The following is a 21,872-nucleotide window of genomic DNA, read 5'->3' as shown; positions in this document are numbered from 1 at the left end:
GGGCGCCGGGCCCTACGCTGACGGCGGAGGGAGCATGATGGGACGCGCCTCAGACGTGGCCAGCCCGCTGGGTCAGGAGGACCCATCGGTGCGCCGAGCGGCCAAGACAGCCATAGGCGCCGCAGGGGTCTGGCTGATCGGCATCGCTCCGATTCCCCGCGTCTACACCGAGCCCGACGCCGCCAAACGGCTCGAACTGCTGAAGGCGGGCCGGGTCCAGTGGGTGCTCGGCGAACATCTGGCGGCGGCGGGCACGGCCGCAGTCCCAGCCGCCTTCGCGCGCTTGGCGCTCGCGCTCCCGGCCGGACGCGCCAAGAAGCTCGTCGCGGTCGCAGCGAGCGCCCTCCTCGCGGGAGCGCCGCTCTTCGTCTCGGAGATCGCCACGCGGACCTCCGACATTGAGTGGTTCGCGGCCCGCAGGGGCGCCCTGTGGCCCTTCAGAACGTATGCGTGGCTCCACGTCGTGGCCCTCGGCTCGCTCGCGGGAGCCCTCTGGTCGATGCGGGGCCACCGGAGGGAGGCGGCCGCCGTCGGACTCCTCGCGACCGGGACGGGAGCCGTGCTCGCACGCACCGGCGACGTGGTGCCCGCCGTGTTCTATCTCGGCGAGCAGATCGCCGCGGCGAGCCTGCTCAGGCGCAAGGCGGGTTGAGCGCACGGCGGGTTGAGCACAAGGCGGGCTGAAGGCGCGACGGCGCGGGCCGCCGTCGTGTCTCCCCGCACCCTCGTGGGGCGGCGCCTAAACTGGTGCGGTGACTTCCAGCGGTTCCTTCGTCCACCTCCACAACCACACCGAGTACTCGATGCTCGACGGCGCGGCGAGGCTCGGGGACCTGTTCAGCCACGCCGAGGAGCTGGGCATGAACGCCCTAGCGACCACCGACCACGGGTTCGTGTTCGGGGCGTTCGACTTCTGGAACAAGGCCAACAACGCCGGCATCAAGCCGATCGTCGGGGTCGAGGCCTATCTGACGCCGGGCACCGCACGCCAGGACAAGACCCGCGTGCGGTGGGGCGAGGGCGGTCGCGACGACGTCTCCGGTGCCGGTGCTTACACGCACATGACGATGTGGGCCGAGACCACCGAGGGCATGCACAACCTCTTCCGCATGTCCTCACTCGCCTCGCTCGAGGGGTACCTCTACAAGCCCCGCATGGACCGGGATCTCCTGCAGACCTACGGCAAGGGTCTCATCGCGACGACCGGCTGCCCCTCAGGCGAGGTCCAGACGAAGCTGCGCCTGGGCCTGTACAGGGAGGCCCGCGAGGCCGCCGCGGAGTTCCGGGACATTTTCGGCGAGGGCAACTTCTTCTGCGAGCTCATGGATCACGGCCTGGACATCGAGCGGAACGTGCAGGCGGACCTCATCAAGCTCGCGAAGGACGTCGGCCTCCCGCTTGTCGCGACCAATGACCTCCACTACACGCATGCCGAGGACGCCTCGAGCCACGCGGCGCTTCTGTGCGTCCAGTCCGGCTCGGCCCTCGCGGATCCGAAGCGCTTCAAATTCGACGCGGACGAGTTCTACCTCAAGTCTCCGGCCGAGATGCGCGCGATCTTCGGCGACCACCCCGACGCCTGCGACAACACCCTGCTCATCGCGGAGCGTTGCGACGTGGGGTTCAACACCAAGGCCAGCTATATGCCCCGCTTCCCCTGCCCCGAGGGGGAGAACGAGGAGTCGTGGTTCGTCAAGGAGGTCGAGCGCGGACTGCACTACCGGTTCCCCGCGGGCATTCCGGACGAGGTCCGCAAGCAGGCCGAATACGAGATCGGCATCATCACCCAGATGGGCTTCCCCGGGTACTTCCTCGTGGTCGCGGACTTCATCAACTGGGCCAAGGACAACGGCATCCGCGTGGGGCCGGGCCGTGGCTCGGGCGCTGGGTCGATGGCCGCCTACGCGATGCGCATCACCGACCTCAACCCGCTCGCCCATGGGCTCATCTTCGAGCGCTTCCTCAATCCGGACCGCGTCTCGATGCCGGACTTCGACGTCGACTTCGATGATCGCCGCCGCTCCGAGGTCATCAAGTATGTGACCGAGAAGTACGGCGACGACCGCGTGGCCATGATCGTCACCTACGGCACCATCAAGGCCAAGCAGGCGCTCAAGGACTCCTCGCGCGTGCTCGGCTATCCGTTCTCCGTGGGGGAGCGGCTCACGAAGGCCATGCCGCCGGACGTCATGGGCAAGGGCATGCCGCTTGCCGACATCCACAATCCCGAGGCGAAGCGGTACGGCGAGGCCGAGGAGATGCGGGAGCTTCTGCGCACGGACGCCGACTCGCAGCGCGTCTTCGAGACGGCCACCGGGCTCGAGGGCCTCAAGCGCCAGTGGGGCGTGCACGCGGCCGGCGTCATCATGTCCTCGCACCCGCTCATCGACATCGTGCCGATCATGCGCCGAGAGCAGGACGGCCAGGTCATCACGCAGTTCGACTACCCGACCTGCGAGGGCCTCGGCCTGATCAAGATGGACTTCCTCGGCCTGAGGAACCTGACGATCATCACGGATGCCCTCGACAACATCAAGGCCAACCAGGGCATCGACCTGGACCTCGAGCGGCTCGAGCTCGACGACGCCGCCTCGTATGAGCTGCTGGCCCGTGGCGACACCCTGGGCGTCTTCCAGCTCGACGGCGGCCCTATGCGCTCACTCCTGAAGCTCATGCGCCCCGACAACTTCGAGGACATCTCCGCCGTCCTGGCGCTCTACCGCCCGGGTCCGATGGGCGCGAACGCCCACACCAACTATGCGCTGCGCAAGACCAAGCAGCAGGAGATCACCCCGATCCACCCCGAGCTCGAGGAGCCCCTGCGGGACATCCTCAACACGACCTACGGCCTGATCGTGTACCAGGAGCAGGTCATGGCCATCGCACAGAAGGTCGCGGGCTACTCGCTCGGCCAGGCAGACATCCTGCGCCGCGCGATGGGCAAGAAGAAGAAGTCGGAGCTGGACAAGCAGTTCGAGGGCTTCTCGGGCGGCATGCGCGACCGCGGCTATTCCGACGCCGCGGTCAAGGCCCTGTGGGACATCCTCCTGCCGTTCTCCGACTACGCGTTCAACAAGGCCCACTCGGCGGCCTACGGTGTGGTCTCGTACTGGACGGCGTACCTCAAGGCGCACTTCCCGGCCGAGTACATGGCGGCACTGCTCACGTCGGTGGGCGACGACAAGGACAAGTCGGCGATGTACCTCAACGAGTGCCGGCACATGGGCATCACGGTCCTCCCGCCGGACGTCAACGAGTCCTCCCTCAACTTCACCCCGGTCGGGAAGGACATCCGCTTCGGCATGGGTGCCATCCGCAACGTGGGGGCGAACGTGGTGCACGCGATGGTTGGTGCACGCGAGGAGAAGGGCGCCTTCGCGGGGTTCTCCGACTTCCTCACGAAGGTCCCGGCCGTCGTCTGCAACAAGCGCACCATCGAGTCGCTGGTCAAGGCCGGCGCCTTCGATTCCCTCGGCCACGCGCGCCGGTCCCTCGCGATGATCCATGAGGAGGCCGTCGACGCCGTCATCACCCTCAAACGCAACGAGGCCAACAACCAGTTCGACCTCTTCAGCGCTTTCGGGGACGCGGCGGGCGACCCCGGCGCCGGTCTCGCGGTGGAGGTCCCGGACCTCCCCGAGTGGGAGAAGAAGGACAAACTCGCCTTCGAGCGGGACATGCTGGGCCTCTACGTCTCGGACCACCCGCTTCAAGGGCTCGAGGGCGTGCTCTCGCAGCACGCGGAGGCCGGGATCAACACGCTCATCGCGGATGAGGGTCCGGGCGACGGCGCGATCGTCACCATCGCGGGTATGATCACGTCGCTTTCCCGGCGCATCGCCAAGTCCAGCGGCAACGCCTACGCGCGGGCGGAGATCGAAGACCTCGGAGCGTCGATCGAGGTCATGTTCTTCGGCCAGGTGTACGGCCCGATCTCCGCGATCCTCGCCGAGGACCTCATCGTGGTGGTCAAGGGGCGGCTCCAGCGGCGGGATGACGGCGCGGTGACCCTCAATGCGATGGAACTGACCGTCCCCGACCTCTCGGACGCGACCGGCGGCCCCGTGGTCATCAGCATGCCCACCCACAAGGCCACCGAGCGTGTGGTCACCCAGCTCGGGGATGTCCTGAAGACCCACCCCGGCCACAACGAGGTACAGCTGAGGCTCCAGGGGACGCGCAGCATCGAGGTCATGCGGCTCGGCGTGCACCTGCGCGTCAACCCCAACCCGGCGCTGTTCGGTGACCTCAAGGTCCTCCTCGGCCCAGCGTGCCTCGATGCCTGAGGCGACCCCAGTGCCGGATGCGGCCGGTCCCGATGCAGCTGGGCCCGATGCAGGTGGGCCGGATGCGACTCCGGTTCCTGATGCGACTCCGCAGCCCGAGGGCGCCTCTGAGTCCGCTGCCGCGCGGGTTCTCGTGCCCGATACCCTGTCCGGGCCCGTGCCCGGCCTCGTGCCCGGCGCCGCACCCGACCCCCGGCAGGGCGGCTCCAGAGATGAACGCCGTTCTCTCCTGAGGTGGACGGTGTTCCCGGTCCTCGCTGGGCTCGTCCTCGGGACCGTCTGGGCAGTCGCCGCACCCGGTGGCCTCCTCTACGGCTTGGGAACCGAGTACGCCACGTGGGATGAGCGGGATCTCGTGTTCGCGGGGCTCGGCCTGATCGCGGGACTCGCGATCGCCGTCGTGCTCGCCGTGACGCGCCGCCGCACCGGCCTGCCGAATCGCGGCCTTGCCGCCCTCGCGGGGAGCGTCCTCGGATCCCTTGCGGCGTGGGGCACGGGACTCGGGCTCGGGCGAGTCCTCGGGGCACGTGGGGTGAGCGCGTCCGTGGCCGAGTCGGCGTTCGGCCTGCAGGCCGTGAGTTCGCTCGCCGTGTGGCCGTGCGTCGTGGCCCTCATGGTGCTGGCCCTCACGACCCTCTGGTGGGCGCCGCCCCGCGAGTGACGGCGCTGGCGCCGGTAGACTGGACCGGTGACTTCCGCCGCTACCACCGCTTCCTCGCCTGCCTTCCGCACGATCGACCTGCGGGGCCACGCCCTCGGCCTCGCCGAACTGCGCGCGGCGGTTCCACGCCTCACGGCGGGCGATGGGGCGAGCGTGGAGGAGGCCGTCCGGGGCATCATCTCGCAGGTCCGGGGGAGCGGCTTCTCCGCTCTCACCGCGCTGGCCGCGAAGTTCGACGGCGTCCGGCAGCGCCACCCACGCGTCCCCGCCGAGGCCATCTCCGGTGCTCTTGCGGGGCTCGATCCCGAGGTCCGCGCCGCCCTCGAGGAATCCATTGCGAGGGCGCGGATCTTCGCCGCGGCCCAGGTCCCGGCTGACGTCACCGTCCACCCCGCTCAGGGCGCCTCGGTCACCCAGCGGTGGGTGCCGGTCGGCCGTGTGGGCCTGTACGTCCCCGGCGGGCTCGCGGTATACCCCTCGAGCGTCGTCATGAACGTCGTCCCCGCACAGGCCGCGGGTGTCGCCTCCATCGCGCTGGCCTCGCCGCCGCAGAAGGACAACGACGGGCTCCCGCACCCCACGATCCTCGCCGCCGCCGCCCTGCTGGGCATCGACGAGGTCTACGCGATCGGCGGCGCCCAGGCGATCGTGACCTTCGCCTACGGGATTCCGGCAGCACACGACGACGCGGGCGAGCTTCCCGCGATTGCCCCGGTGGACGTCGTGACCGGACCGGGGAACATCTTCGTCGCGACGGCCAAGAGGCTCGTCAAGGGGGTCGTCGGCATCGACGCCGAGGCCGGCCCGACCGAGATCGCGATCCTCGCCGATGCCGGCGCCCGGCCCGAGTTCGTCGCGGCGGACCTCATCAGCCAGGCCGAGCACGATCCCCGCGCGGGCAGCGTTCTCGTGACCGATTCGCCGGAGCTGGCGGACCGTGTCCGCGAACAGCTTGCCATTCTCGCTGCCCGGACGAAGCACCGGGAGCGCGTGGTCGAGGCGCTGTCCGGGGAGCAGTCCGGCGTCGTGCTCGTGGACACCCTGGACGCCGGCATTGCGGTGTGCGATGCCTACGCCGCCGAGCACCTTGAGATCATGACGGCAGACGCGCCGGCCATCGCCGCACGCATCCGCAACGCAGGCGCGATCTTCGTCGGCGACTACAGCCCGGTGAGCCTCGGCGACTACTGTGCCGGCTCCAACCATGTGCTGCCGACCTCGGGAACCGCCGCGTTCTCTTCGGGCCTGAACGTCACGACGTTCCTGCGCGCGATCCAGATCATCGACTATTCGGAGCCGGCCCTCTCCGGCGTCGCGCGGCACATCCGCAGCCTCTCCGACGCCGAGGACCTTCCGGCGCACGGCGACGCCGTCGAGGTCCGGTTCGCCGACGCTCTCCGGCTCTCTGGCCCTCCGGCTCTCTGAGGATCTCTGGACCGCAGACAACGACTGACCCCTACACATAGTGGGGGGCTGCACTACATCTTGTGGTCTGCCCTTGTGGTCCGGGCCACCGTGTCAGTACCATTGAGGCCGTGTACTGCCCGTTCTGCCGCAATCCCGATTCCCGCGTCGTCGACAGCCGCCTCCAAGATGACGGCTCGGCGATCCGGCGCCGTCGGCAGTGCCCCGAGTGCGGCCGGCGTTTCACGACGATGGAGACCACGAGCCTCACGGTGCTCAAGCGTTCGGGCGCAGGCGAGCCGTTCAGCCGCTCCAAGGTGATCACTGGTGTCCGGAAGGCCTGCAAGGGCCGCCCCGTGACCGACGACGACCTTGCGCTGCTCGCCCAGGAGGTCGAGGAGGCCATCCGGGCCGCCGGCTCCGCCGAGATCCGGGCCCAAGAGATCGGCCTCGCGATCCTCGGCCCCCTCAAGAAACTGGACCAGGTCGCCTACCTGCGGTTCGCGAGCGTCTACCAGGACTTCGAGTCGCTTTCCGACTTCGAGGACGCGATCGGTGTCCTTCGGGCCGAGCAGGCGGCGGCCTCGGCCTAACGCGTCCAGAGACAGATTCCGGGGAATGGCCGCGCTAGGCCCCGGGCCCGCTCACGCAGGCCTTGGGGCATGAGCACGCCGCCGGGGGGCCCGGACAGCGTGGCCGGGCCCCGCGGCGTCGTGCGTCACAAGCGGCTACTCCGCGAGCTTGTAGTGGATGGCCACCTGAAGCGCGGCCCCCACGATCCCGGCCTCGTTCTTGAGCTTCGCCGGCACGATCGGTGTGCGCAGCTTGAGCAGCGGCAGATACTCGTCTGACCGCTTGGAGATTCCGCCGCCTACGATGAAGAGCTCGGGGGAGAAGAGGAACTCGACGTGCGAGAAGTAGCGCTGCAGCAGCACGGCGTACTCCTCCCAGCTGAGCCCATCGCGTTCCCGCGCGACGGCCGAGGCCTTCGTCTCGGCGTCGTGCCCGTCGATCTCGATGTGCCCCAGTTCGGCGTTCGGCACGAGCTTGCCGTCGAACACGAAGGCCGAGCCGATGCCCGTGCCGAGCGTGATGACGAGGACGGTCCCGTCCACGCCCTCGCCGGCGCCGTAGCGCACTTCCGCGAGGCCTGCGGCGTCTGCGTCGTTGATCACCTCGACAGGGCGGCCGAGGCGCTCGGTGAAGTGCTTGTCCACCTCGTAGTCGATCCAGGACTTGTCCACGTTCGCCGCGGAGCGCGCCACGCCGTGCAGGATGATCGCGGGGAACGTCACGCCGACTGGGGTATCGGCGTCGGGCGCGCCCTCACGGCCGCTGAGTTCCTCGACGATCTCGGCCACGACGTCCGCCACGGCCTCGGGGGTCGATGGCTGCGGCGTGTCGATGCGGTACCGCTCGCCGACGAGCTTGCCCTTCTTCAGGTCGACGATGCCTCCCTTGATCCCGGTGCCGCCGATGTCGATGCCGATGACGGTCTGCGGGGACTTGCTCTTCTTCTCGCTCTTGGCCATGCGTTGCCCTCTCGCGGGGTAAGGGTGGGTGAGGCGGTTCTGGGGTGAGGCAGGTGAAGCTGGGCGGTTCGTCTACGGAACCGTGAGGACCTCGGCGCCGGTGTCGGTGACGACGAGGGTGTGCTCGAACTGGGCGGTGCGCTTGCGGTCGCGGGTGACGACCGTCCATTCGTCCTCCCACATGTCCCACTCGATGCCGCCGAGTGTGAGCATCGGCTCGATCGTGAAGACCATGCCCGGCTCCATCACGGTGCTGTAGGCGGGCGCGGCATCGTAGTGCGGAATGATCAGGCCGGTGTGGAAGGCCTCGCCCACGCCATGCCCGGTGAAGTCCCGCACCACGCCGTACCCGAAGCGCTTGGCGTAGGCGGCGATGGCGCGGCCGATCACGTTGATCTCGCGCCCCGGGGCAACTGCCTTGATGCCCCGGCGCAAGGACTCCTGCGTCCGCTCCACGAGCAGCCTCGACTCCTCGTCGACATCCCCCACGAGGAACGTGTAGTTGGTGTCGCCGTGCACGCCGTCCTTGTACGCGGTGATGTCGATGTTGATGATGTCTCCGTCGGCGAGCACGGTCGAGTCCGGGATGCCGTGGCAGATGACCTCGTTGACCGAGGTGCACAGTGACTTCGGGAAGTCGCGGTAGCCGAGCGTCGACGGGTATGCACCGTGCGCTATGAGGAACTCGTGGCCCACCCGGTCCAGCTCGTCAGTCGTCACCCCGGCACGGATGTGCCGGCCGACCTCGAGAATGGCCTGCGCGGCGATCTTGCTGGCGGCGCGCACCTTCTCGACCTTCTCCGCCGTGAGGACGTTGGACCCGGTGTACTTCGCGGGTGCCTTCTTCCACGCGTACTCGGGCCGTGGGATCGAAACGGGGACGGGCAGGACAGGGCTCACCGTGCCACGCACAAGCGTGCCGACGGGTGCCGTGGAGGGGGCTGAAGGCATAGGGTGATTCTACTGGTCGAGTGGTTTGATCCGGGTTCAGAATCAAGCCGGACCCGATGGAAATTGCTGGATGACATCGCTTGAGGAGGGCGCGGAGATGGCCGAGTACTGGTACAACGTCCGTACGCACGAGGTCGAGGAGGACGCACAGAGCGACTGGACCCAGCTGATCGGACCCTACGCGACGCGCGAGGAGGCCGAGAAGGCCCTCGAGAAGGTCAAGGAGCGCAACCGCGCGTGGGATCCCGCAGATGTCGATGGCGATGGCTGGAGCGACAAGGACTGACCCATAGGCCCGCTCAGAACGAGTGTTCGGGTCCGGGGAACTGCCCCGTGCGCACCTCGTCATGGTACTGGCGTGCGGCGTCGAGGAGTGCCGTCCGCAGGTCCGCGTACTGCTTGACGAACTTCGCGACCTTGACGCCCGGACCGCCCCGCAGGCCGGCCATGTCCTGCCACACGAGTACCTGGCCGGTCGTCGCGTTGCCGGCGCCGATGCCGATCGTCGGGACCGTCAGCGCGGCGTCGACCGCGGCCGCCGTTGCGGCGGGCACCATCTCCATGAGCACGCAGAACGCCCCGGCCGACTCGAGGGCCTTCGCGTCCTCGATGAGGCGAGCTGCGTCGTCGCCGCGGCCCTGCACGCGGTACCCGCCGAGCGCGTGCTCGCTCTGGGGAGTGAAGCCGATATGGGCCATGACGGGAATGCCCGCCTGGACCATGGCGCGGACCGTGTCCGCGTAGTAGGCCCCGCCTTCGAGCTTCACGGCGTGGGCGAGCCCCTCCTTGAGGAAACGGACGCCCGTCGCGATGGCCTGGGCAGGGGAGGCCTCGTAACTGCCGAAAGGGAAGTCGGCGACGATGAGGGCGTGCGGGGCCGAGGTTGCGACGGCGCGGACGAGCGGGATGAGTTCGTCGACTGTGACCGGCAGCGACGTCTCGTGGCCGTAGACGTTGTTCGCAGCGGAATCGCCGATGAGGAGCACCTCGATGCCGGCCTCGTCGAAGATCCGGGCCGTGTATTGGTCATAGGCGGTGAGCATGGCGAAGTGTTCGCCACGTTCCTTGGCCTGGGCCAGATGGTGGACCCGGATGCGTGCGGTACGCGGCGTCGAGGCCGAGCCGGTTCCGTAGGGCGCAACCGCCTCGTCAGGGCGCTGCTCATCAGAACTCGTGGGGGCCATACGCACGAGAGTAGTCGATGCTTCAGTAGAGTGGGGGAAGCGTGCAGGGCCCAGACGGTAAGGATGCGAAGACCCCATGAATCGTCAGCAGGAGTTCGTCCTCCGGACTATCGAGGAACGCGACGTGCGCTTTGTCCGTCTCTGGTTCACGGACGTGGTCGGGGCGCTCAAATCGGTGGCGCTCGCCCCGGCCGAGGTGGAGGGGGCCTTCGAGGAGGGTCTGGGCTTCGACGGGTCTTCGATCGAGGGCCTCGCGCGCGTGTCCGAATCGGACATGCTGCTGCAGCCGGACCCCTCGACCTTCCAGATCCTTCCGTGGCGCGGTGAGACCGAGCCGACGTCCCGCATGTTCTGCGACATCCTCACACCGGACGGCGAACCCTCGCTTGCCGATCCGCGCAACGTCCTGCGGCGCACGCTCGCGAAGGCCGCCGAGATGGGCTTCACGTGCTATACCCACCCTGAGATCGAGTTCTACCTGCTCGAGTCGGACCAGCTCGGCCCCGACGGTTCGCCGGTTCCCGCGGACCAGGGCGGCTACTTCGACCACGTCCCCGGCGGCGTCGCGCAGGACTTCCGCCGCACGGTCGTGAACATGCTCGAATCCGTCGGCATCTCGGTCGAGTTCTCCCACCATGAGGGCGGCCCCGGCCAGAACGAGATCGACCTGCGGTACGCCGACGCGCTCCAGACGGCGGACAACATCATGACGTTCCGCACCGTCGTGAAGGAGGTCGCGATCCAGCAGAACGGCTACGCGACGTTCATGCCCAAGCCGTTCTCGGCTCATCCGGGCTCCGGGATGCACACGCACTTCTCCCTCTTCGAAGGCGACAGCAATGCGTTCCACGAGCCTGGGGCGGAGTACCAGCTGTCCAAGACGGCACGCCACTTCATGGCGGGGCTCCTGCGGCATGCCACCGAGTTCACCGCCGTCACCAACCAGTTCGTGAACTCCTACAAGCGCCTGTGGGGTGGGGGAGAGGCTCCGAGCTACCTCAGCTGGGGCCACAACAATCGCTCGGCCCTGGTCCGCGTGCCCCTCTACAAGCCGGGCAAGGGGACGAGTGCCCGGGTCGAATACCGCGGCATCGACTCGGCAACCAACCCGTACCTCTCCTACGCGGTGCTCCTCGGGGCGGGTCTGAAGGGCATCGAGGAGGAATACGAGCTTCCCGCCGCCGCCGAGGACGACATCTCGGCCCTGACCTCAGCGGAGCGCCGTGCGCTGGGGCACGCGCCCCTGCCCGCGAGCCTCCACGACGCGGTCAACGCCATGGAGGAATCGGAGCTCATGGCCGAGATCCTGGGCGAGCAGGTCTTCGAGTACTTCCTGAGGAACAAGCGGCAGGAATGGAACGAGTACCGGCTCGAGGTCACCCCCTACGAGCTGCACCGCAACCTCGGGATCCTCTAGGAGCACAGGGTGGCCCCGAGTCTGACGCGCCGGCTCATCTCGATTGGATCGGCTGATCCGGAGAGGGCGGAGCGGTTCCTCGCGGCCCGCGAGCTCGAAGGCCTTGACGGTGAGGCGCTCCTCGAGGGCCTCGCGACAGCCCCCGACCCGGACGGCGCCCTCCTGGGTCTCGTGAGGCTTATTGAACGCCGGCCGGACATCCGCCAGCTCGTCGAGGCTGGGATCGGCCGGAGCGAGCCGCTCTTCAGGCTGCTCGGCGCCTCCGAGGCCCTCGGCGAGTTCCTCATCCGCCACCCCGAGCACACCGACGTGTTCAAGACGCACCTCTCCGCGGAACCGGTCGGGGCGGACCCGGCGCTCCTGCGGGAGTCCCTGCTGCGCTCCGTGGGCGCAGACCCCGGGTCGTCGCGTCCCGTCGCATCGTCGACGGGTCCCCAGGCGTACGCGGCGCTGCGCATCGCCTACCGGCGCCATCTCTGCGAGCTCGCCCTGCGTGACCTCGGCGCCGCATCTCCCACGGACTTCCTGCCGGCCGCTGCCGCGGAACTCTCCGATCTGGCGGGCGCCGCACTCGAGGCGGCCCTGGCGGTTTCGCGAGCAGAGGCGGAGGCGAGCTTCGGGCGCGAGGAGGTGGCCGCCGTCGCCCTCGCCGTGATCGGCATGGGCAAGTGCGGTGCGCGCGAACTCAACTACATCTCGGACGTAGACGTCGTATACGTCATCGAGGCTGAAGGTTCGCCGGACGGTGCAGGGTCCATTGGCTCGGCGTCTGTCGACGCGACGCGTGCGGCCACGATCGGGACCGCGCTCGCGAGCGGCCTGGCCCGCGCGGTGTGGTCCCCCGGGCGGGAGCCCGCGCTGTGGCAGGTCGACGCGAATCTCAGGCCCGAGGGCCGTGACGGGCCCCTGGTGCGGACCCTCGATTCACATCTGGCCTACTATGCGCGCTGGGCCGAGAGCTGGGAATTCCAGGCGCTCCTCAAGGCCCGCTGCATTGCCGGCGACCGCGACCTCGGCTCGAGGTACGAGGCCGCCGTGAGCCCGCTCGTGTGGGCGTCCGCGGGCCGGGACGGCTTCGTCGAATCGGTGCAGGCGATGCGTCGCAGGGTCACGGACAACATTCCCGCGGCCGAGGCCGACCGGCAGATCAAGCTAGGCGCGGGGGGCCTGCGCGACGTCGAGTTCACGGTCCAGCTGCTCCAGCTCGTGCACGGCCGCGCCGACGAGTCGCTGAGGGTCCGCGACACGACGTCGGCCATCGCTGCGCTCGCGGCAGGCGGTTACATCGGGCGCGCGGCCGCGGTGGAGTTCGACTCCTCGTACCGGTATCTCCGGCTCCTCGAGCACCGCGTGCAGCTGACCAAGCTCCGCAGGACCCACCTCATGCCCACTTCCGATGACGCGCTGCGGGCGCTCGCGCGCTCGGTGCAGGGCGTCCTCGAGACGGGACGCCCGTCCCCCGAACAGCTCCTCGACGCGTGGCACAGGACCAAGCGCCGTGTGCGCGAGCTCCACGAGCGCATCTTCTACCGACCGCTGCTCAACACCGTGGCGAACTTGAGCCCCGACGAGGCGAGGCTCACCCCGGAGGCGGCCCAGGCTCGGCTCGCTGCTCTGGGCTATAGGGACCCCGTGGGCGCCATGCGGCACATCGAGGCCCTCACGGCGGGCGTAAGCCGGCGTGCAGCGCTCCAGCGGCAGCTCCTGCCCGTGCTGCTCGGTTGGATCGCCGAGGGCGCGGACCCCGACGGCGGCCTGCTCGCCTTCCGGCGTGTGAGCGAGGCCTTGGGCACGACCCATTGGTATCTGGGACTCCTGCGGGACTCCGCCGCTGCGGCGGAGCGCCTCTCCCACGTGCTCGCCGATTCCCGACTCATCGCAGATCTCCTCGAGGTTTCGCCGGAGTCGGTCAAATGGCTCGGCAGCGATGCGGACCTCGAGCCGTTGACCCTCGAGTCCCAGTGGCAGGAGATCAAGTCCAAGCTCTCCCGTCACACGGAGCGTGAGGCGGCCATGCGCCTTGTCCGGCTTATCAGGCGGCGCGAGATCCTGCGGATCGCCCTGGCCGACAGTTCAGGGGTGATCGACCCGGACGCGGTCGGCCGCGCGCTCTCTGACGCGGACCAGGCCGCGGTCCTCGGGGCGCTCAGGATCGCCGAGGCCGCGGCGGAGGAGGCCGACGGCGCGCTGCTCACCCACGTTCTCGTCGTCGCCATGGGGCGTCAGGGAGGCCGCGAGATCGGCTATGGGTCGGACGCCGACGTCATCTACGTGCATCGGCCACTGCCAGGTGCCGAGCCCGAGGCGGCGCAGCGCCAGGCGCTGTCCATCGTGGGCACCCTGTCCGCTCTCCTGACCCAGCCGCTCAAGCCTCCGGTCCTGGCCGAGCGCGTCCTCGCCCTTGACGCCGATCTGCGGCCCGAAGGGAAGAATGGAGCGCTGGTCCGCTCGATCGACTCCTTCGCCGAGTACTACCGGCGCTGGGCGCTCGTGTGGGAGGCCCAGGCACTCCTGCGGGCCCGGCCCATGGCGGGCGACGACGGCCTGGCCCACGACTTCATGGCTCTCGTCGATACCGTGCGGTACCCCGAGGACCTCTCGGCCGCCGATATCCGGGAGATCCGGCGGATCAAGGCCCGGGTCGAGTCCGAGCGGCTGCCGCGGGGCGCGGACCCGTCCCGCCACGTGAAGCTCGGACGCGGTGGGCTGAGCGACGTCGAATGGCTCGTGCAGCTGCTCCAGCTCCAGCACGGAGCTAGGCATCCCGAGCTGCGGAGCACCGGCACGATGGAAGCGCTCTCGGCCGCCTCGACGCTGGGCCTCATCCCGGCGGACGAGGCGGAACTCCTCGCCGAGGCGTGGCGGCTCGCGAGCCGCATCCGGAGCGCGAACGTAGCCTGGAGCGGGCGGGCGTCGGATCTCCTGCCGTCCTCGCGCCGGGATCTCGAGGCCGTGGCGCGGTGGTGCGGTTATCCCCAGGACCAGGCGAGTGCACTCGAGCAGCACTATCTCAATGTCACCCGCCGGGCTCGGCAGGTGTTCGAGCGACGCTTCTACGCGGCAGAGCCGTGATCCCCACGGCGCACCGGACGGATGAAGGGAATGACTGATGGATGAGACGATCGACCTCGGCCGCGCGGCAGCGGACGAGCTGGAGAAGGCGCGCCAGAGCCCACATGGCCGCAGCGCCCGGGCACTCCTGCACGACGGGCACTTGAGGCACACACTCCTGGCGATTCTCGACGGCCAAGTGCTCGGCGACCACGCCAAGCCGGTCGCCGCGACCCTCCAGGTGCTCTCGGGCACGTTCGTGGTGCGCGGGGGAGACGCCGAGCTGCGCCTCAGCGCCGGCCAGCTCGCTGTGCTCCCGGGTCCACGCCACGACGTGACCGCGGAGGGCGACTCGGCCGGAATCCTCACGACCCTCGCTGGATAGCCCGGGCGCCGCACACGTCTGCGTTTGCAGTGGCACTGTGAAGCCAGGGATGACGACGGCGCCCCTCGCCTTCCGCCGGCTGGCAGCAGGAGGCGAGGGGCGCCGTCGTGCGCGGACAGGCCGCGCCGGGAGTGCGAGGATCAGACCCCGAAGTAGAGCTCGAACTCGTAGGGGTTCGGGCGCAGCGAGAGCGGCATGATCTCCTTCTCCCGCTTGTAGGCAACCCACGTCTCGATGAGGTCCTGGGTGAAGACGCCACCTGCCTGGAGGAACTCGTTGTCGGCTTCGAGGGCCTCGAGGGCCTCCTCGAGGGAACCCGGAGCCTTCGGGATGTCGCGGGCCTCCTCGACCGGAAGCTCGTAGAGGTCCTTGTCGATCGGAGCCGGCGGCTCGATGCGGTTGCGGATGCCGTCGATGCCGGCCATGAGCTGGGCCGAGAACGCGAGGTACGGGTTCGACGACGGGTCCGGCGCGCGGAACTCGATGCGCTTCGCCTTCGGGTTCGAGCCCGTGATCGGGATCCGGATGCCGGCGGAGCGGTTGCCCTGCGAGTACACCATGTTGACCGGGGCCTCGAAGCCCTTGACGAGGCGCTTGTACGAGTTCACCGTCGGGTTCGTGAACGCAAGCACCGCGGAGGAGTGCTTCAGGAGGCCGCCGATGTACCAGCGGGCGAGGTCCGAGAGGTTGGCGTAGCCCTTCTCGTCGTAGAAGAGCGGCTCGCTGCCATTCCACAGGGACTGGTGGCAGTGCATGCCCGAACCGTTGTCGCCGAAGATGGGCTTCGGCATGAAGGTTACGGTCTTGCCCCACTCGAGCGCCGTGTTCTTGATGATGTACTTGAACTTCTGAAGATCGTCCGCAGCACGCACGAGCGTCGAGAAGCGGTAGTTGATCTCGGCCTGGCCAGCGGCGCCGACCTCGTGGTGGGAGCGCTCGACCTCGAGGCCTGCGGCGTCGAGGGCGAGGCACATGGCGTCGCGGAGGTCCGCCTGGTGGTCCACGGGGGCCACCGGGAAGTACCCGCTCTTGAACGGCGTCTTGTTGCCGAGGTTGCCGCCCTCTTCCTCGCGGCCCGAGTTCCACGGGGCCTCGATCGAGTCGACCTTGTAGAAGGAACCCTGCGGGGAGGACTCGAACTGGACGTTGTCGAAGACGAAGAACTCGGCCTCGGGGGCGAAGAACGCCGTGTCTGCGATACCAGTGGAGGCGAGGTATGCCTCGGCGCGCTCTGCTACGCCGCGCGGATCGCGGTGGTATGGCTCGCCCGTGCGGGGGTTCACGATCGAGAAGTTCAGCGCGAGGGTCTTCTCGACGCGGAACGGGTCGAGGAACGCCGTTGTGACATCCGGGATGAGCTGCATATCAGACTCGGCGATGCCCTGGAATCCGCGGATCGAGGAACCGTCGAACAGCTGGCCGTTCTTGAAGAAGTCGTCGTCGACCGTCTTGGCCGGGATGTTGAAGTGCTGCTGGACGCCCGGGAGATCGGTGAAACGGATATCGACGAACTTGACGTCCTCATCCTTGATGTATGTGAGGACTTCATCCGCAGATTTGAACATCTGTACTCCTAATGCGTCGGTGGTAACAGTCGGGCCGGCGCGATCATCGCACGCGCATGCACTGCGCGGCGCCGAACGCCTCGCTGCAACTGGTACCACACTACGAACAGGGGGTTTCCCGTCCATGTCGGCATTGTTTCGGCGAGGTTACGCGGCCCGACCCCGTGTAAACGCTAGCGGCACGTGATCCCGAGGGCCAGCCCGCGCCCAGAAGTCGTCCGCTGACCCCGGGCAGGTCGGGGGTTCTGACGCTCTTAGAATGGATGGATGATCGACCGCAGAGACATCGGATCCTGGATCAGTGGCCCCCAGCTCGCTGAAGGGGACTTCCCGGGGAGGCGGCTGGGCATGCCGCGCACGGGACCGGGCTCTGTCGGCCGGCCGGGGCGCCGCGTCCTGGCCCTATGCATTGACTGGGCAGCGTCCTACGCGATCGCCGCCGCGTTCTTCGGCGGAAGCCAGATGTCGATCCTCCTCGTGTTCGCCTTCGAACAGGTGCTTCTCGTCGGGTTGGCGGGCTTCGGCCTCGGCCACCGGCTCGCGGGCCTCAAGGTGCGTCGCCTCGACGGCGGGTCGGTCGGGATTCCGCGGGCGGCTCTGCGTACGCTCCTGCTGTGCCTCGTGATCCCCGCGGTGATCTTCGACCCGGACCAGCGCGGCATCCACGACAAGGCCGCGGGGACCGTCGTCACGCGCCTCTAGAAGCCCACCTGCACGCACCTCTGAGGTCACCGGTCCGAGCCCCCTGAAAGTGATCGGGCTGAGAGTGATCCGGCTGCGACCCGGCATGCGAAAGGCCCCGGCAGTCCTGCCGGGGCCTTTCGCTTCAGAGTGCGGCTATTCCGTGCCTTTCTCAGCGACCGCGCATCGCGCGACGGTCGGGGCGGACCCTGTTCGGGTCGATGCCCTTCGGGATGGGCAGCTTGCTGCCGAGGGACCCGATGCGCTTGTTCACCGCGGTGACCTCGACCTTGGTCAACTGGGGCTTGAGCTTGTTCATGGCGCCGGCAACGTTGCGGAGCTGGGTCTGACCCTCGTCGCGGCCTGTCTCGATCACGTGGATCGGAACGTTGGGGAGGATGCGGGCGAGGCGCTTGCGCTCGCTTTCCACGAGCGGACGGACGCGGGAGCTCGGGCCCTCGGACACGAGGACGACGCCGGGGCGGCCGACCGCACGGAACACGACGTCCTGCGTGCGCGGGTTCACGGCCACTGGCTGCTCCTCGACGATCCAGCCGCGGCGAAGCGAGTTGAGGGCGGCGCCGGCCGCGCCGGGCTGACCTTCGATCTGCGAGTAGGCGGCGCGTTCGGCGCGCCGGCTGAGGATGAAGACCGCACCCAGGACGCCCAGGAGGACGCCGATGATGAGGCCAGTGATCCAGTTGTCGAGGAGGAATCCGATCAGCAGGCTCACGGCCGTGACCCCGAGGAACACGAGCAGCATGAGCCACACGGAGTTGGGATCGGCCTTCCGAGTCATCTGGAAGACCTGGATGAACTGCTGGAAGCCGTTGGGCTTCTTCGCCTTCTTCGGAGCCTTGTCCGAGGGCGTGGTGTCGGTGCTCTTCGCCATAGTGCCTCAATTCTAAGTCACCGGCGGCCTCGCGGGACGCCCGAACGCCCGCTCTCAGCGAGAACGGGCGTTCCGGTGGATGTGCGCGGCCTCAGCCGAGGTGGGCGGCGACCAGTGTTGCGGCCTCCTGGCGCGTGGTGCCGGAGGACTCGATGTGGGCCAGCTGGGCAGGGATCTCCCAGCCCTTCTTGCGCATGGCGGTGGCCCACAGGCGGCCGGCCCGGTACGAGGACCGCACGAGAGGCCCGCTCATGACGCCGAGGAAGCCGATCTCCTCGGCTTCCTGGGAGAGCTCGACGAACTCCTGGGGCTTGACCCAGCGATCCACGGGGTGGTGGCGCTCCGACGGGCGCAGGTACTGCGTGATCGTGATGAGGTCGGTCCCGGCGTCGTGCAGGTCCCGCAGCGCCTGGGAGATCTCCTCACGGGTCTCGCCCATGCCGAGGATGAGGTTCGACTTCGTGACCATGCCCTGATTGCGGCCCTGGGTGATGACGTCCAGGGAACGCTCGTATCGGAACGCGGGCCGGATGCTCTTGAACAGGCGCGGCACGGTCTCGACGTTGTGCGCGAACACTTCGGGCCTGGACTCGCAGATCGCGGTGATGTGCTCAGGCTTGCCGGAGAAGTCGGGGATGAGGATCTCGACGCCGGTGCCCGGATTGAGCTCGTGGATCTTGCGGACGGTCTCGGCGTACAGCCACACGCCCTCGTCTTCGAGGTCGTCGCGGGCAACACCCGTGACGGTCGCGTAGCGCAGCGCCATGGACTGGACCGAACGGGCCACCTTGGTGGGTTCGAAGCGGTCCAGCGGGGAGGGCTTGCCCGTGTCGATCTGGCAGAAGTCGCAGCGACGTGTGCACTCCGAGCCGCCGATGAGGAAGGTGGCTTCCTTGTCCTCCCAGCATTCGAAGATGTTGGGGCAGCCTGCCTCTTCGCAGACGGTGTGGAGCCCCTCCTTCTTGACCTGATTCTTGAGCTGGATGAACTCGGGCCCCATCTGGACCTTGGCCTTGATCCACTCCGGCTTGCGCTCAACGGGGACGGCGGCGTTGCGCTGCTCGATGCGCAGCATGCGGCGGCCTTCGGGTGCGAGGGTCACGCGGGAACTCCTTCGGTCTGGGCGACGAACTCGCCGGCACGGCGGGAGAGCTCCTCCGTGATCCGGCCGACGATGTCCAGCGGGCCGACTTCCCGGCCGCACTCGGCGGAGATCGTGGTGGTCCCGGCATCGGTGATGCCGCACGCGATGATCTGCTCGTAGGGCTCAAGGGTGTTGCTGCAGTTGATCGCGAAGCCGTGGCCCGTGATCCCTTCATGCACACTGATGCCGATGGCGGCGATCTTCCGGTCACCGCCGCGCTCGTCCGCGCGGACCCAGACCCCTGAGCGTCCGTCGACGTGCTCGGCCTTGACCCCGTACTCCGAGATGACGGTGATCATGACGTTCTCGAGGAGCTCGACGTAGGCGCGGACGCCGCGCGGCTCGGCGAGCCTGACGATAGGGTAGCCCACGAGCTGGCCCGGGCCGTGCCAGGTGAGCTTGCCTCCTCGGTCCACGGGCACTACGGGGGTGCCGTCGAGAGGACGCTCGTGGTCCTCGGTGCGCTTCCCGGCGGTGTACACCGGGGAATGCTCGAGGAGGAGGACAGTGCTGGGGGCGGTTCCCGCCGCCACGTCCTCGTGGAGCTTGAGCTGGGCGGCCAGACCATCGGTGTATTCGACGTAGTCAGGCGCGAACCCCAGCCGGGTGAACGCAAGAGTCATGCGGACAAGCTTAGTCCTCGGCCCGGAAGCTTCCCGAAGAGTGTGACGAGCCTCGCATCCGGGGCGCCTGTGGATAACTTCCGAGGCACTTTCCCGATCTGGGGTAGACATGAGCCATGGACGCTTTCAGCGCTGGTCATGGTGGTGCGGGCGGGGATCCGGCCGAGGTCCCCGCCAGGGGCGGCGCCGCGGGCCCCGCCGACGGGATTCCGGTGCTCGCCGGACACGAGGTAGTGCGTCCCCTCGGCGTGGGCAGTGCGGGGACGGTGTGGCTGGTGCGTGAGGCAGCGAGCGGCCGCCAGTTCGCGGCGAAGGTCCTGCTCGCGGGTGCCGAGGGCGCCGATCTGGACGACGCCCTCGCCCGGGCCCAGAAGGAAGTGAGGATCGCCCGTGCGCGCCCGCACGACCACGTCCTTCCGGTCCATCGGGCCATGTCGGCGCAGGCCGCCGGCGGAACGGGGCGGGATGCCATCGCGATCCTCAGCGACTATGCCCCCGGAGGTTCGCTCGGCCATCTCCTGCGGGTGCGGGGCCGACTCCCGATCGGCGAGTGCATCACCGTGGTGGCACCGATCGCGCAGGCCCTCGCGGCGCTCCACGCCGAGGGCACCGCGCACGGAGACGTCTCCCCGGGCAACATCCTCTTCACGGTGGACGGCATGCCGATGCTCGCGGACTTCGGCCTCGGCCGAATGGTCGGGGACGCCGCTTCGAACCGCGGCGGAACGCCGGGCTTCTCCGACCCGGTTGCGGCAGGCGCCGGGCCGGCCGGCGGAGCGGACCCGTTCACGCACGACGCCGCCCGGCCCGGTCGCGCACGCGGGCTCGGACCCGCCACGCTCGCCGCGGCGGGCGACGTTTTCTCACTCGGTGCGGTGGCCTGGTTCATCCTCACCGGCGAGCCGCCTGCCCCGACGGACCAGAGACCACCCCTCTCGCTCATCATCGAGGACGTGCCGGCCGAGCTGGCCGCGGCCATCGAGGCAGCGCTGCGCGATGACGCCCGGCAGCGGCCGTCCGCAGAGGAGCTTGCGCGTTCGGTGCTGCGCAGTGCGCGCCCGGCAAGCGTGGACCTCGCGCCAGCGGTGGACGCGAGCGTCCTCCCGGAGCTGCAGACGCGGCGGAGGGAGCCGCCGTCCGGGAGGCGGGGTCCACTGTCTGCCGGGCATTGGCCCCGCGGTCTCCTGCGCCCCGGCATGGGGCGCTCAGGCATGGGGCGGTCAGGCGTCCAGCGCTCCGGCATCCAGCGCCCCCGGGCCAGCGGTTCTGGCGGTCTGGGACCCGGGAGCTCCGGTCTGCAGGGTGCCGGACGCAGGCACGCTGCCGCAGCCCGCCGCCGCCCACGGACGTCGCCTCGGAGCGACTCGCGTGCCCGACTGCGGGTCGGGCTGCTGTGGTCGGCCGTTCTCGGGGCTGCGGTGCTCGCCGGCGCGTGGTGGATCGGGTCCTTCGGGCCTGGCATGAGCCGCGCCGAGGGCCGAAGTGCCAGCACCGCAGCGCAGGCCGGCTATCCGCGGCCCGCAGCCTGGTCGGTGCTCCCCGAGGCCCTGCGCCGTGGCGCAGACGCGGCCGACCCCGTGCAGGCCGTCCAAGCATTGTCCGAGATCCGCGCCCGGGCGATCGCGGGACACGAGCGTGAGCTCCTCGATTCAGTCAATGCGAAGGGCTCCTACGCGGCATCGGCAGATGCGGCCCTCCTCGACCGGCTCATCGCCGACGGCCAGAGGCTCGAAGGCTTCGCCGCCCGGGTCCTCTCCGCCGACCTCGAAAGGGGGGAGACGGGCCAGGCCTCCCTGCCGTCCGCAGGGCCGCCCACCCCGGGCGCGGAGACCGCCGTCGTGCGCGTGCGGATCGTGACGAGCGGCTACACCGTCAAGAACAGCGACGGCGTGACGGTGGGGGAGCGGCCGGCGGGCCTCGACCAGGAGCTGAGGATCATCCTCGAGCGCGACGAGCAGGGCTGGAAGGTCGCGCGCATCGCCGCCGCCTAGCCTCCCGCACCCGCGTCACGGACTGTTCCGATGCAATGTAGGTCACACTCGCCGTGGCGGCCACCGACGGACCCGGCGGGGGGCGCTGCCCTGCCTATGATCGGA

The 21,872-nt window shown here is 69.1% G+C and carries 18 protein-coding genes; 11 read left to right on the top strand and 7 right to left on the bottom strand.

What is annotated here, in order from left to right; genetic code table 11:
- Positions 1 to 37: 37 nt before the first annotated feature.
- The 5 genes from RBS60_RS05910 (at position 38) to nrdR (ending at position 6,944) form a co-directional block, all read left to right on the top strand.
- Positions 38 to 652, top strand: coding sequence for a hypothetical protein (locus tag RBS60_RS05910; RefSeq protein ID WP_307956601.1), 615 nt, complete (start codon positions 38 to 40; stop codon positions 650 to 652).
- A 100-nt stretch (positions 653 to 752) separates the two neighbouring features.
- The gene (dnaE, locus tag RBS60_RS05905; RefSeq protein ID WP_307956600.1) at positions 753 to 4,286 is read left to right on the top strand and encodes a DNA polymerase III subunit alpha; all 3,534 of its coding nucleotides are present in this window, start codon (positions 753 to 755) and stop codon (positions 4,284 to 4,286) included.
- A complete protein-coding gene (locus RBS60_RS05900) occupies positions 4,279 to 4,947 on the top strand; it encodes a hypothetical protein (protein WP_307956599.1) in 669 nt (222 codons plus the stop codon). Before dnaE ends, RBS60_RS05900 begins: the two co-directional genes overlap by 8 nt.
- A 27-nt stretch (positions 4,948 to 4,974) precedes the next feature.
- Positions 4,975 to 6,372, top strand: coding sequence for a histidinol dehydrogenase (gene hisD / locus RBS60_RS05895; protein WP_307956598.1), 1,398 nt, complete (start codon positions 4,975 to 4,977; stop codon positions 6,370 to 6,372).
- Between the two features lie 110 nt (positions 6,373 to 6,482).
- The gene (gene nrdR / locus RBS60_RS05890; protein WP_307956597.1) at positions 6,483 to 6,944 is read left to right on the top strand and encodes a transcriptional regulator NrdR; all 462 of its coding nucleotides are present in this window, start codon (positions 6,483 to 6,485) and stop codon (positions 6,942 to 6,944) included.
- A gap of 135 nt (positions 6,945 to 7,079) precedes the next feature.
- On the opposite strand, the gene ppgK is transcribed toward nrdR, so the two are convergent.
- Together ppgK and map are read right to left on the bottom strand one after the other, a co-directional pair.
- On the bottom strand, positions 7,080 to 7,883 hold the full coding sequence (ppgK, locus tag RBS60_RS05885; RefSeq protein ID WP_307956596.1) for a polyphosphate--glucose phosphotransferase: 804 nt from the start codon (positions 7,881 to 7,883) through the stop codon (positions 7,080 to 7,082).
- Between the two features lie 72 nt (positions 7,884 to 7,955).
- Positions 7,956 to 8,834, bottom strand: a complete 879-nt coding sequence (gene map, locus RBS60_RS05880; RefSeq protein WP_307956595.1) for a type I methionyl aminopeptidase — start codon at positions 8,832 to 8,834, stop codon at positions 7,956 to 7,958.
- 97 nt (positions 8,835 to 8,931) lie between these two features.
- Here map and RBS60_RS05875 point away from each other — a divergent pair, with 97 nt between their 5' ends.
- On the top strand, positions 8,932 to 9,120 hold the full coding sequence (locus tag RBS60_RS05875; protein ID WP_307956734.1) for an SPOR domain-containing protein: 189 nt from the start codon (positions 8,932 to 8,934) through the stop codon (positions 9,118 to 9,120).
- A gap of 13 nt (positions 9,121 to 9,133) precedes the next feature.
- On the opposite strand, the gene panB is transcribed toward RBS60_RS05875, so the two are convergent.
- Positions 9,134 to 10,018 carry a 3-methyl-2-oxobutanoate hydroxymethyltransferase gene (gene panB, locus RBS60_RS05870; RefSeq protein ID WP_307956594.1) on the bottom strand — a complete coding sequence of 295 codons (885 nt, stop codon included), beginning with the start codon at positions 10,016 to 10,018 and terminating at the stop codon, positions 9,134 to 9,136.
- Between the two features lie 76 nt (positions 10,019 to 10,094).
- On the opposite strand from panB, the gene RBS60_RS05865 reads away from it, so the two are divergent.
- Genes RBS60_RS05865 through RBS60_RS05855 form a run of 3 tightly spaced genes read left to right on the top strand, consistent with a single transcriptional unit; the run spans position 10,095 to position 14,871 of the window.
- Positions 10,095 to 11,435 (top strand): glutamine synthetase family protein, encoded by a 1,341-nt coding sequence (locus tag RBS60_RS05865; protein ID WP_307956593.1) that lies wholly within the window; start codon positions 10,095 to 10,097, stop codon positions 11,433 to 11,435.
- Positions 11,436 to 11,444: 9 nt separating this feature from the next.
- On the top strand, positions 11,445 to 14,507 hold the full coding sequence (locus RBS60_RS05860) for a bifunctional [glutamine synthetase] adenylyltransferase/[glutamine synthetase]-adenylyl-L-tyrosine phosphorylase (protein ID WP_307956592.1): 3,063 nt from the start codon (positions 11,445 to 11,447) through the stop codon (positions 14,505 to 14,507).
- A 37-nt stretch (positions 14,508 to 14,544) separates the two neighbouring features.
- The gene (locus tag RBS60_RS05855; RefSeq protein WP_307956591.1) at positions 14,545 to 14,871 is read left to right on the top strand and encodes a cupin; all 327 of its coding nucleotides are present in this window, start codon (positions 14,545 to 14,547) and stop codon (positions 14,869 to 14,871) included.
- Positions 14,872 to 15,011: 140 nt separating this feature from the next.
- Here RBS60_RS05855 and glnA read toward each other — a convergent pair whose 3' ends face one another.
- Entirely contained in the window at positions 15,012 to 16,436 is a 1,425-nt protein-coding gene (glnA, locus tag RBS60_RS05850) for a type I glutamate--ammonia ligase (RefSeq protein ID WP_307956590.1), read from the bottom strand.
- A 267-nt stretch (positions 16,437 to 16,703) separates the two neighbouring features.
- Here glnA and RBS60_RS05845 point away from each other — a divergent pair, with 267 nt between their 5' ends.
- Positions 16,704 to 17,138, top strand: a complete 435-nt coding sequence (locus RBS60_RS05845; RefSeq protein WP_307956589.1) for an RDD family protein — start codon at positions 16,704 to 16,706, stop codon at positions 17,136 to 17,138.
- A 151-nt stretch (positions 17,139 to 17,289) separates the two neighbouring features.
- On the opposite strand, the gene RBS60_RS05840 is transcribed toward RBS60_RS05845, so the two are convergent.
- The 3 genes from RBS60_RS05840 to lipB all read right to left on the bottom strand — a co-directional run bounded on the left by RBS60_RS05840 (position 17,290) and on the right by lipB (position 19,776).
- Positions 17,290 to 18,009, bottom strand: a complete 720-nt coding sequence (locus RBS60_RS05840) for a DUF4191 domain-containing protein (protein WP_307956588.1) — start codon at positions 18,007 to 18,009, stop codon at positions 17,290 to 17,292.
- Positions 18,010 to 18,100: 91 nt separating this feature from the next.
- On the bottom strand, positions 18,101 to 19,111 hold the full coding sequence (gene lipA, locus RBS60_RS05835) for a lipoyl synthase (protein WP_307956587.1): 1,011 nt from the start codon (positions 19,109 to 19,111) through the stop codon (positions 18,101 to 18,103).
- Positions 19,108 to 19,776, bottom strand: a complete 669-nt coding sequence (gene lipB, locus RBS60_RS05830) for a lipoyl(octanoyl) transferase LipB (protein WP_307956586.1) — start codon at positions 19,774 to 19,776, stop codon at positions 19,108 to 19,110. Before lipB ends, lipA begins: the two co-directional genes overlap by 4 nt.
- Before the next feature lie 116 nt (positions 19,777 to 19,892).
- Here lipB and RBS60_RS05825 point away from each other — a divergent pair, with 116 nt between their 5' ends.
- Positions 19,893 to 21,767: a serine/threonine-protein kinase gene (locus RBS60_RS05825; protein ID WP_307956585.1), complete on the top strand. Its 1,875-nt coding sequence runs from the start codon at positions 19,893 to 19,895 to the stop codon at positions 21,765 to 21,767.
- Positions 21,768 to 21,872: the final 105 nt, after the last annotated feature.

This window comes from Sinomonas sp. ASV486 (assembly GCF_030908215.1).
Classification (GTDB): Bacteria; Actinomycetota; Actinomycetes; order Actinomycetales; family Micrococcaceae; genus Sinomonas; species Sinomonas puerhi.
Note: the sequence above shows the minus strand (reverse complement) of the source record. Positions and strands in the feature narration are given on the sequence as shown.